Source organism: Pseudomonas folii (assembly GCF_014357575.1).
Lineage (GTDB): Bacteria > Pseudomonadota > Gammaproteobacteria > Pseudomonadales > Pseudomonadaceae > Aquipseudomonas > Aquipseudomonas folii.
Window position 1 is genome coordinate 43,362 of sequence record NZ_JACONW010000019.1, and the last position, 11,143, is coordinate 54,504.

Here is an 11,143-nt window from a genome sequence, read left to right on the forward strand (position 1 = left end):
CTAATTTGCTCGAGTATCAGGAACATAAACATGATCGCTTGCCTGCGGCTGTTCTCTGCCCTCTGCCTTGCTGCCCTGTTGGCGGCTTGCGCCAGCTCGCCTTCGTCCAGCCTTGGCGAACTTCCACGCACCCCTGACGCCAGCATCGAGCAGTTACTCGATCAGGCAGTCGCCGCGAAAACCCCGGAACAGGCCTCCCTGCTCCGACTCAGCGCCGCGGACCTGGCCAATCGGCAGAACAATCCCGGCCGCGCTGCGCAAATCCTCACGCAAGTGCAGATTGAATTGCTCAAGCCTGGTCAGCAGGTGTTTGCAGCCACCCTCGACGCTGAACTGGCGATGGGCCGCAATCAGCCAAAAGCAGCCCTGACGGCACTGAGCCATCCAAGCCTGCAACGCCTGAGCGAGCTGTCCGTTGAACAACAGATTCGGACCCACACCGTTCGTGCTCGCGCACTCGAAGCTGATGGCCAGATCCTCCCTGCAATCAGCGAGCGAGTCTTCGTGGGTCCATTGCTGCAAGGCAATGACCTGAGCGCCAACAACGAAGCTATCTGGAAACTCGTTGCGGCACTGCCTCCGGAGCAACTGCAAAGCAACGCGACAGATGATCTGGGCGGCTGGCTAAGCCTCGCGCGCAGCATCAAAGGCGCTGGCACACTGGAACAGCAGCAAGCAGCTATCGACACCTGGAAAGCACAGAATCCAAAGCACCCCGCCGCTATCCAACTGCCCACGACACTGGCCCAACTGCGTGCACTGACCAGCGAACCGCTGACCAAAATCGCACTGCTGCTGCCACAGGAAGGTCCGCTCGCTGCGGTCGCCAAGGCACTGCGTGAAGGCTTCATGGCCGCGCACTATCAGGCGCAACAGGCCGGTCAGAATCCTCCAGCCATTCAGGTATTCGATAGCTCGCGCCTGACCTCGATGGACGAGTTTTACCGCGAAGCTCAAGCCGCAGGCGTGCAACTGGTTGTCGGCCCACTGGAAAAACCACTGGTCAAACAGCTGAGCACCCGCCCGCAACTGCCTATCACTACATTGGCGCTGAACTACAGTGACGCAGGCCCGGCAGGCCCGCAGCAACTGTTCCAGTTCGGTCTATCCGCTGAAGACGAAGCCCGCGAAGTAGCACGCCGTGCCTGGGCCGACGGCAAGCGCAGCGCTGTTGCGATGGTGCCTAAAGGTGAATGGGGCGACCGCGTTCTCGACGCTTTCCGTCAAAGCTGGCAAGCCAAAGGCGGTACGTTGATCGCGGCTGAACACGTTGACCAACCCGTTGCACTGGCGCAACAGGTTGCCGATCTGTTCCAGTTGCGCAACAGCGAAGGCCGCGCGCAACGCCTGCAGAGCACCGTAGGAACTCAAGTGGCTGCCCAACCGACACGTCGTCAGGACATTGACTTCATGTTCCTGGCCGCGACGCCGCAACAGGCGCAGCAGATCAAGCCAACCATGGTTTTCCAGTACGCAGGTGATGTTCCGGTCTATGCCACGTCGCACCTGTTCACAAACAGCAACGATCACGCGCAATACATGGACCTCAACGGCGTACGCTTCTGCGAAACCCCGTGGTTGCTCAATGCCAATGACCCGCTGCGTCAGCAGGTCGTTACCCAGTGGCCACAAGCGTCTGGCAGCCTGGGCCGCCTCTACGCAATGGGCGTTGATGCCTATCGCCTCGCTCCGCGTCTGGGCCAGCTCAAAACCATGCCTGAAAGCCGTATCGACGGCCTGTCCGGCAGCTTGAGCATCAACCCGGCTCGCCGCGTGGAACGTCAATTGCCATGGGCCGAATTCGTTGACGGCAAGATTCAGCGCCTGCCGGATACCGCTCAGTAAATGCCCGGCAACACCCGCCAGACTGCAGGGCGCGAGGCTGAAACCCGCGCCCTGCAGCATTTACAGCAGCAAGGTTTGCAGCTCATTGCACAAAACTGGTTATGCAAACGCGGCGAGCTTGATCTGGTCATGCTCGACGGGGATACAGTAGTATTCGTCGAAGTTCGCTACCGACGCCATTCAGGATGGGGCGGAGCGCTGGAAAGCGTTGATTTTCGCAAGCAGCAAAAGCTCGTTCTGGCAGCACAATTGTTCCTGCAGAGCGACACACGATGGGCAGATGCTGCATGCCGTTTCGATGTGATAGCCATTGAGGGTGATCCCCGTGGCGGCCCGCCTTTGAACTGGATAAAGCATGCATTCGAGAGCTGATATCACGGGTATGCAGGCCATGCGGGCAGAACCCGGAACCGAAACGTCGACTCACGCAATACGCCACCCAACACAGATTTCGCTTTTCGCTCTGCGGGCTGTACCGCGTTGCGCCGAGGGCTTCCCCCTCCGTGTCAGCCGATCAGCCGCGATACGTTCTAATTAAGGTCACCCCAGATGGACATGCAATCCCGAATTCGCCAGCTTTTTCAGGCCAGCATCGACACCAAGCAGCAAGCAATGGAAGTCCTTGCCCCCCACATCGAGCAAGCCAGCCAGGTCATGGTCAATGCGCTGCTCAACGAGGGCAAAATGCTCGCGTGTGGCAACGGCGGTTCGGCTGGCGATGCTCAGCACTTTTCATCGGAGCTGCTCAACCGCTTCGAACGTGAGCGCCCTAGCCTGCCGGCCATTGCGCTGACAACCGACAGCTCGACGATCACCTCGATTGCCAACGACTACAGTTACAACGAGATCTTCTCCAAGCAGATCCGCGCACTGGGCCAGCCGGGCGATGTGCTGCTGGCCATATCCACCAGCGGCAACTCGGCGAACATAATTCAAGCGATCCAGGCCGCACATGACCGCGAAATGATTGTCGTAGCATTGACCGGACGTGACGGCGGCGGCATGGCCTCGCTGCTCCTGCCTGAAGACGTGGAAATCCGCGTACCGGCGAAAGTCACCGCACGAATTCAAGAAGTCCACCTGCTGGCGATTCATTGCTTGTGCGATTTGATCGACAGCCAACTGTTCGGGAGTGAAGAATGACCGTTAATCGTCTCAGCCTGCTGGCCCTGACCCTGTGCGTAAGCATCAGCGGATGCAGCTCGGTGCTGACTGCTACCCGCGACAACCCGATTGAAGACGATCGCGGGACGCGGACCTTCGGCAGCAAAATCGATGACTCGCTGATTGAAACCAAGGCAGCCGTGAACATCGCCAAGGCGAGCCCTGATCTGGATCAGAACTCGCACATCGTTGTCACCAGCTACAACGGCATTGTGCTGCTGGCTGGCCAGACTCCCCGTGCAGACCTCAAAGCCCTGGCCGAAAAAGAAGCCAGCGGCGTACAACGGGTGAAGAAGGTCAACAACGAGCTACAGGTTATGGCGCCTTCCTCTTTGCTGGCCCGCAACAATGACGCCTGGCTGACCACCAAGATCAAAAGCCAGATGCTGACCGACAGTGCAATCCCCGGCTCGCGCATCAAAGTCGTGACCGAGAACGGCATCGTTTTTCTGCTAGGCCTGGTGACGCAGCAGGAAGCTACGCGTGCAACCAATCTGGTACAGAGCGTTTCCGGCGTGCAGAAGATCGTGAAGCTGTTCGAGTACATCGACTGACTTCCACTTCATGCACATGAAAAAGGCGACCCTGAGGTCGCCTTTTTTGTTACGCGTGTGAAGCTTATTACTTGACCACTTTAAGACTCGGCCGACCGCTCGGACGCGGTGGCTCGGTATCCGGTGGTGGAAGATCATCATCCCCATCGATGGTGTCATCATCCTCGAAAGGAGGCTCCAGATCGAAAACCATACCCTGGCCATTCTCCCGGGCATAAATGCCCAGAATCGCCCCTACAGGGACGTACAGGGTATGCGGGACACCGCCAAAGCGGCCTTCAAAACTGACTGCATCGTTGTCCATGTGCAAATGACGCACAGCAGACGGAGAAACGTTCAGGACAATCTGCCCATCGTTGGCAAACCCTTGCGGGACCTGCACCGACGGATATTCCGCATTGACCAGCATATGCGGGGTGCAATCGTTATCGACGATCCACTCATAGAGAGCACGAATCAGATAAGGGCGACTGGAGTTCATCAACGGCTCCTTAGGCCTTAGCGCATGTCACGTTCGGCAGCAGACAGACTTGCCTGGAATGCCTCACGCGCAAACTGGCGCTCCATATAATCAAGCAACGGCTTGGCAGGCCGCGGCAATTCGATACCCAAAACAGGCAAACGCCAGAGTATGGGCAATAGACAGCAGTCAACCAGACTTTGCTCGTCACTGAGGAAAAAAGCTTTCTCGGCAAACAATGGCGAAACGCCGGTCAGACTTTCACGCAGCTCCTTGCGAGCTACCGCACGAGCAGATTCCTTGCTGCGCGGATCCAGAATCAGGTCCACCTGAGCGCACCAGTCGCGCTGAATCCGGTGGATCAGCAGGCGGCTATTGGCGCGTGCGACCGGATACACCGGCAGCAACGGCGGGTGCGGATAACGCTCATCCAGATATTCCATCACCACAGTCGACTCGTACAACGCCAGATCACGATCGACCAGGGTGGGTACGCTGCCGTATGGATTCACCTCGATCAACTTGGGCGGGTGGGTACCCGTCACAACATCAATGATCTCGGCGCTGACACCTTTCTCGGCGAGCACGATGCGCACGCGGTGGGAATAGTGGTCGGCGGGGTCGGAGTAACAGGCCAACCGGTTGGTCACGCCCATGGCGATCCTCCTCGCTTGTTGAATTTATCGAATACACAAAAACGGACGCGCCCTCGGACGCCTCCGACAACAACCGCATTGAGGCAGTGGTCATCGCGGGCGACAAGATAGCTCATTTACGCGCAGCAAATTCTGCAATCTTGTCGTCACAACCACATTTGCCCTGCTTTTATTGCCTAAAAGAGACGCCCGAGGGCGCAAGTGTTACTTCAGCGTTACAAACAATCAGCGAATGTCCTTCCAGTATTCACGCTTGAGCAGATAAGCAAAGACAAAGAAGAAGGCCAGGTACAGCAACACATACGTCCCGATCCGCTGATGCTGGAGCTTCGTCGGGTTCGCCGAATAAGCGAGGAAGGTCACCAGATTCTTGATCTTTTCATCGAATTGTTCCGGGTTCAGGCTGCCCGTATTGGGGACAATCGTCAGTTGATCGCATGCTTCGTGCGTCAGTGGTGCGCCCGTCAACGGGTCATACTGTTTCTTGCCCTCCTCGACCACCTGAATCTGCTTGCAGCCCATGATCTGACGACCTTGCAAACCGGCCAGCACGTTGGGCATCCCGACATTCGGGAAGACGGTGTTGTTCACACCCCATGGACGTGCCGGATCCTCATAGAACGAGCGCAGGTAGCCATACAGCCAGTCTGTACCGCGCACCCGTGCCACCAGCGTCAGATCCGGCGGAGCAGCGCCGAACCAGGCCTTCGCGTCAGCTGATTGCATGCCGATGTTCATGTGATCGCCGATCTTGGCGCCGGTAAACACCAGCTTCTCCAGCATGAGCTCATGAGGAATGCCCAAATCATCCGCAACACGCTCGTAACGCTGGAATTTAGCGCTATGACAGCCCATGCAGTAGTTGACGAACGTCCGCGCCCCATCCTGCATCGCGGCCTTGTCCGACACATCGATGTCGATACTTTCCAGCTCAGGACCGCCGTGCTCGACTGCGAACGACAGCATTGGCAGAGCCGCAAGCATCAATACAGCAAATAGCTTTTTCATCAGCCAGTCACCCTTTCTGGAACCGGTTTGGTCTTCTCGAGCCGGGTATAGAACGGCATCAGAATGAAGTAGGCGAAGTACAGGAAAGTGCAGACCTGCGACAGCAACGTGCGTTCTGGCGTTGGAGCCATGACACCCAACACACCGAGGATCACGAAGGACACACAGAACACCAGCAGCCAGATTTTGCTCAACCAGCCTTTGTAGCGCATTGATTTGACTGGACTGCGATCCAGCCATGGCAACACGAAGAGGACCGCGATGGCGGCGCCCATCGCCATGACTCCCATCAGCTTGTCTGGAACGGCACGCAGAATTGCGTAGAACGGTGTGAAGTACCAGACAGGTGCAATATGTTCGGGTGTCTTGAACGGGTTTGCCATCTCGAAATTAGGCTTTTCGAGGAAGTAGCCACCCATTTCTGGGAAGAAAAACACGATAAAACAGAACACAAACAGGAAGACGACAACCCCGACGATATCTTTCACGGTGTAATACGGGTGGAAGGGAATTCCATCCAGAGGAATGCCGTTTTCGTCTTTGTGCTTTTTGATATCGACGCCATCGGGGTTGTTCGATCCCACTTCATGCAACGCCAGAATATGCAGGACGACCAAGCCCAGGACCACGATCGGCAGCGCAACCACATGGAGCGCAAAAAAACGGTTGAGTGTGATTCCTGAGATCAGGTAGTCACCGCGAATCCATTGCGTCAGGTCATCACCGATAACCGGAATGGCGCCGAACAACGAGATGATCACCTGCGCACCCCAGTAAGACATCTGCCCCCAGGGCAGCAAATACCCCATGAACGCCTCAGCCATCAGCGCCAGATAAATCAGCATGCCGAAGATCCACACCAGTTCACGAGGCTTTTGATATGAGCCGTACAATAGGCCGCGGAACATGTGCATGTACACGACGATGAAGAATGCCGAAGCACCGGTGGAGTGCAGCAAACGCAAGATCGAGCCGTAAGGCACATCACGCATGATGCCTTCAACGGACGCAAACGCCTCCTCAGCCGTCGGCGTGTAGCTCATTGTGAGCCAGACCCCGGTCAGGATCTGATTGACCAGCACCAACAAGGCCAGAGAGCCGAAGAAGTAAAAGAAGTTGAAGTTTTTGGGCGCGTAATACTTGCTGAGGTGGTCTTCCCACATCTTGGTAGCGGGGAAGCGAGCATCAATCCAATCCATGAACTTGCTCATTACACGCTCTCCTGATCGACGCCAATGACGATAATGTTGTCCGACTCATAGAAATGCGGCGGCACTGGCAGATTCAAAGGTGCAGGTTGAGATTTATAGACGCGGCCAGCGAGGTCGTAATGTGAGCCGTGACAAGGGCAGAAGTAACCACCGACCCAATCCTTGCCCAGATCGACTGGCGCTACTTCAGGACGGTAAGTCGGGGAGCAACCCAAGTGGGTGCAGATACCAATCAACAGCAGGATTTCAGGTTTGATGGATCGTACAACAGGGTCAACGTAAGCAGGCTGGACTGAGCTCCTGGATTCCGGGTCTGACAACTGGCCAGTGATTTTGCCGAGGTTGCCCAATATCTCATCGGTTCTACGGACAATGAAAACCGGCTGACCGCGCCACTCGGCGATCATCTGCTGCCCTGCTTCGATCTTGCTGATGTTCACCTTTACCGGTGCGCCTGCGGCTTTCGCCTTGGCACTAGGAAACCATGACCCTACGAACGGGACCGCCGCCCCCACCGCTCCTGCTGCACCAACCACAGATGTGGCCGCCACGAGGAAGCGACGCCGGCCTGCATTCACGCCGTCATTGCTCATTCCGTCCTCTCCCATCAGCTATATGGCCTGTTCGATCAGGCGTCTAATTTAAAAATCCATGTATCTAAATTTTGCCGGATGGTAGATAAAAACCCTTCAAACCACAAGGGAATTACTTTTCACTAAAAGCCGAAAGCCTTGTAATACGGGGCCTGCGTCAAATGAGTCATGTTGTCACACGTATAAGGCACGCATAAAAAAACGCCCAGCTCCGTGAGGAGGCTGGGCGTTCTTCTTGAACGAAGTGCGAATTAACGCTTCGAGTACTGCGGACGCTTACGCGCTTTACGCAGACCAACTTTCTTACGTTCAACTTCACGGGCGTCGCGGGTAACGAAGCCAGCTTTGCGCAGAGCGCCGCGCAGGGTTTCGTCATACTGCATCAGAGCGCGAGTGATACCGTGGCGGATTGCGCCAGCTTGACCACTTACACCACCGCCAATCACGGTGACGTAGATGTCGAACTTCTCGACAGTCTCAGTCAATTCCAGCGGCTGACGAACTACCATGCGGGCAGTTTCACGACCGAAGAAATTATCCAGCGAACGGTTGTTGATGGAGATGTTACCGGTACCTGGACGCAGGAAAACGCGAGCGGTAGCGGTCTTGCGACGGCCAGTGCCGTAATTTTGAGTCGCCGACATAATCAACTATTCCGTTAAAACTTCAGTTCTTGGGGCTGCTGAGCAGTATGAGGGTGTGCAGTGCCCGCATAGACTTTCAGCTTACGGTACATGTCGCGACCCAGCGGGTTCTTAGGCAGCATGCCTTTAACCGCGGTCTCGAGCACACGCTCAGGAGCTTTGGCGATCAGCTTTTCAAAGTTGATCGACTTGATCCCGCCCGGAAAACCGGAGTGAGAGTAGTAGATTTTGTCGGTGGTTTTAGCACCGGTAACACGGATTTGCTCAGCGTTGATAACAACGATGTAGTCACCAGTGTCAACGTGCGGGGTGTATTCCGCTTTGTGCTTGCCACGCAGACGGCTAGCGATTTCTGTAGCCAGACGACCGAGGGTCTGACCAGCAGCATCGACTACGAACCATTCGCGCTTAACTGTTTCCGGTTTAGCAGTATAAGTTTTCATTATTTAGCCTCAGGGGCCGCCCTGATAAATTGAGACGGCTGATCTTACTGAATAGATCGTACTTTGACAAGCAGCATGTCAAAGGCAGCCGTTATACAGACGCTGCCGAGGGCTCGGGTCGGCGCATCTGTGGTACGGCAAACATGTCTCTCTGGCAAATGGCGCATCACTTCCACTGCAAAGAGCCGCGGGATTATGCGGATTGCGAAATAAATATCAACCTGCTTTTATGGTTCTTTACTTGAGGAGAAGCAAATGGACTACCGCCAACTTGGCCGGACCGACCTGAAAGTCAGCGCAATCTGCCTCGGCACCATGACTTGGGGCGAGCAAAACAGCCAGTCTGAAGCCTTTGCCCAGATCGAGCGCGCCAAAGAAGCCGGTATCAATTTCCTTGATACCGCCGAGATGTACCCGGTTCCGCCAAAAGCAGAAACCTACACCGCCACCGAGACAATCATCGGCAACTGGTTCAAGCAGCAAGGTGACCGCGCCGACTGGATCCTGGCCAGCAAGATCGCGGGCCCAGGCAATGCCATTGATCATATTCGCGGCGGCAGCCTCAAGCACAACCGCGAACACATCGTGGCGGCACTCGATGCCAGCCTGGCGCGCCTGCAGACCGACTACCTCGATCTTTATCAATTGCATTGGCCCGAGCGCAGTACCAACTTCTTCGGCAAATTGGGTTACACCCACAAAGAAGAAGACTTCACCCCGCTGGAAGAGACCCTCGAAGCACTGGACGAGCAGGTCAAGGCGGGCAAGATTCGCCACATTGGCCTGTCCAACGAGACGCCGTGGGGCACCATGAAATTCCTGCAACTGGCCGAAAGCCGTGGCTGGCCGCGGGCGGTGTCAATCCAGAACCCTTACAACCTACTCAACCGAAGCTTTGAAGTGGGTCTGGCCGAAGTCGCCATTCGCGAACAATGTGGGCTGCTGGCTTACTCACCTCTGGCGTTCGGCATGCTTTCAGGCAAATACGAAGGAGGCGCTCGCCCGGCCAAAGGTCGCCTGAGCCTCTACAGTCGCTTCACCCGCTACTTCAATCCGCAATCGGAAGCAGCTTGCAGCCGCTATGTGGCACTTGCCCGCGAGCACGGCCTGGAGCCGACACAAATGGCACTGGCCTTCGTGACTCGCCAACCGTTCGTGACCAGCAATATCATTGGCGCGACCACCCTCGAACAACTGGACAGCAACATTGCCAGTTTCGGGCTGGAGTTGTCCGACGAGGTATTGGCGGGTATTGAGGCGATTCACAAGGATCATCCGAATCCTGCGCCTTGACTTGCCCATCTCAAAATTGAAATGCGGCTCTGGGGAGCGGTGCTTGGTCTTGGCGGCATTCCGACGGTAAGGCTGGACGCGATCTAAAGTAAATCGCGTCCAGCCTTATCGCGGGCATGCACCGCTCCCACAAAAACCGAGTAAACCCGGATGAAAATCTCCAGTAGCCTGCTCAACATTCCAGAACTGGACACACTCGCCAAAAAATAAGACGATCCAGCCGTAAACTGACCACTTCCCCATATAAGAATAAAAGAATATGTCGACTCACGCCTCCGCGCCCCTGCGGCGCGTCAGCATCCTGGCTATTGACGGGGTGTTCGCTTCCACATTGATGCAAGCCAAGGATTTCTTTCACCTCGCTGCACTGCGCTACAGCAAACAGCTGGGCCTGGGCAGAGTCCCCGCCTTCGAGACACGCATGGTCAGCCCGGACGGCAAGCCCGTGCGCAGTTTCAGCGACGTGGTACTGCCCGTCGATGGCGACCTCGGCCAGAGCGATGTCATCGTGATCCCGGCATTCTGGGATGACTTCGACGCCCTGCGCCTGCGCTATCCCCAAGTCATTCCATGGCTGCGCGAACAACATGCCAGCGGCGCGGTGCTGTGCGGTGAAGCCAGTGGCGTATTCTGGCTGGCAGAATCCGGCCTGCTGGACGGCAAGGAAGCGACGACCTACTGGCGATTTTTCAACGACTTCGGTGAGCGATTTCCGAAAGTTCTGTTGAATCAGGAGAAACATCTGACAGACGCCGACAATCTGTACTGCGCAGGTGGCACGACGTCAGCCTGTGACTTGTACATCTATTTGATTGAGCGCTTCTGCGGCGCCAACGTTGCGCAAGCCGTTGCCCGGGACATTTTGTACGAAGTACAACGCAACTATGCACCGGGTCGCATGGGTTTTGGCGGGCAGAAACTGCATCAGGATGTCGTGATCCTGCAAATCCAGCACTGGCTGGAAGAGCATTTCGCCGACAAATTCCGCTTTGAAGATGTCGCCCGCAATCATGGCATGAGCATCCGCAACTTCATGCGCCGCTTCCAGACCGCCACCGGCGACAAGCCGCTGCACTACCTGCAACGGCTACGCATCGAAACCGCCAAAGGCCTGTTGTCCGGCACGCGCAAAAGCATCAAGACCATCAGCTACGAAGTGGGCTACGACGACGCCAGCTTCTTCGCCCGACTGTTTCGCCAACATACGGAGCTGTCGCCGAATCAGTATCGGCAGCAGTTTCAGCAAGCTGCTTAACGGGCATCACCTGTAGG

At 56.3% G+C, this 11,143-nt stretch carries 13 protein-coding genes; 6 read left to right on the forward strand and 7 right to left on the reverse strand.

Annotated features, from left to right (window positions below):
- Positions 1-30 precede the first annotated feature (30 nt).
- The 4 genes from H8S59_RS06710 to H8S59_RS06725 all read left to right on the forward strand — a co-directional run bounded on the left by H8S59_RS06710 (position 31) and on the right by H8S59_RS06725 (position 3,563).
- Entirely contained in the window at positions 31-1,845 is a 1,815-nt protein-coding gene (locus tag H8S59_RS06710; protein ID WP_187520899.1) for a penicillin-binding protein activator, read from the forward strand.
- The gene (locus H8S59_RS06715) at positions 1,846-2,217 is read left to right on the forward strand and encodes a YraN family protein (RefSeq protein WP_187520900.1); all 372 of its coding nucleotides are present in this window, start codon (positions 1,846-1,848) and stop codon (positions 2,215-2,217) included.
- Between the two features lie 177 nt (positions 2,218-2,394).
- Entirely contained in the window at positions 2,395-2,988 is a 594-nt protein-coding gene (locus H8S59_RS06720; protein ID WP_027900231.1) for a phosphoheptose isomerase, read from the forward strand.
- A complete protein-coding gene (locus H8S59_RS06725) occupies positions 2,985-3,563 on the forward strand; it encodes a BON domain-containing protein (RefSeq protein WP_087264859.1) in 579 nt (192 codons plus the stop codon). Before H8S59_RS06720 ends, H8S59_RS06725 begins: the two co-directional genes overlap by 4 nt.
- Positions 3,564-3,630: 67 nt before the next feature.
- Here the strand turns inward: H8S59_RS06725 and H8S59_RS06730 are convergent, their stop codons facing one another.
- The 7 genes from H8S59_RS06730 to rplM form a co-directional block, all read right to left on the reverse strand.
- The gene (locus H8S59_RS06730) at positions 3,631-4,044 is read right to left on the reverse strand and encodes a ClpXP protease specificity-enhancing factor (protein ID WP_095096375.1); all 414 of its coding nucleotides are present in this window, start codon (positions 4,042-4,044) and stop codon (positions 3,631-3,633) included.
- 17 nt (positions 4,045-4,061) lie between these two features.
- On the reverse strand, positions 4,062-4,679 hold the full coding sequence (locus H8S59_RS06735) for a glutathione S-transferase N-terminal domain-containing protein (protein WP_095096378.1): 618 nt from the start codon (positions 4,677-4,679) through the stop codon (positions 4,062-4,064).
- Positions 4,680-4,904: 225 nt separating this feature from the next.
- The gene (locus tag H8S59_RS06740) at positions 4,905-5,687 is read right to left on the reverse strand and encodes a cytochrome c1 (RefSeq protein WP_187520901.1); all 783 of its coding nucleotides are present in this window, start codon (positions 5,685-5,687) and stop codon (positions 4,905-4,907) included.
- Complete coding sequence (locus H8S59_RS06745; RefSeq protein ID WP_187520902.1) at positions 5,687-6,898, reverse strand: cytochrome b; 1,212 nt, start codon at positions 6,896-6,898, stop codon at positions 5,687-5,689. Before H8S59_RS06745 ends, H8S59_RS06740 begins: the two co-directional genes overlap by 1 nt.
- Positions 6,898-7,491, reverse strand: coding sequence for a ubiquinol-cytochrome c reductase iron-sulfur subunit (gene petA, locus H8S59_RS06750; RefSeq protein ID WP_095096387.1), 594 nt, complete (start codon positions 7,489-7,491; stop codon positions 6,898-6,900). The genes H8S59_RS06745 and petA overlap by 1 nt, the downstream gene beginning before the upstream one ends.
- 251 nt (positions 7,492-7,742) lie before the next feature.
- A complete protein-coding gene (rpsI, locus tag H8S59_RS06755; RefSeq protein ID WP_002555064.1) occupies positions 7,743-8,135 on the reverse strand; it encodes a 30S ribosomal protein S9 in 393 nt (130 codons plus the stop codon).
- 14 nt (positions 8,136-8,149) lie between these two features.
- Entirely contained in the window at positions 8,150-8,578 is a 429-nt protein-coding gene (gene rplM, locus H8S59_RS06760; RefSeq protein ID WP_027900224.1) for a 50S ribosomal protein L13, read from the reverse strand.
- A gap of 255 nt (positions 8,579-8,833) precedes the next feature.
- Here rplM and H8S59_RS06765 point away from each other — a divergent pair, with 255 nt between their 5' ends.
- Complete coding sequence (locus H8S59_RS06765) at positions 8,834-9,871, forward strand: NADP(H)-dependent aldo-keto reductase (protein WP_095096390.1); 1,038 nt, start codon at positions 8,834-8,836, stop codon at positions 9,869-9,871.
- A 334-nt stretch (positions 9,872-10,205) separates the two neighbouring features.
- A complete protein-coding gene (locus H8S59_RS06770) occupies positions 10,206-11,126 on the forward strand; it encodes a GlxA family transcriptional regulator (RefSeq protein WP_176469898.1) in 921 nt (306 codons plus the stop codon).
- The last annotated feature ends 17 nt before the right edge of the window (positions 11,127-11,143 follow it).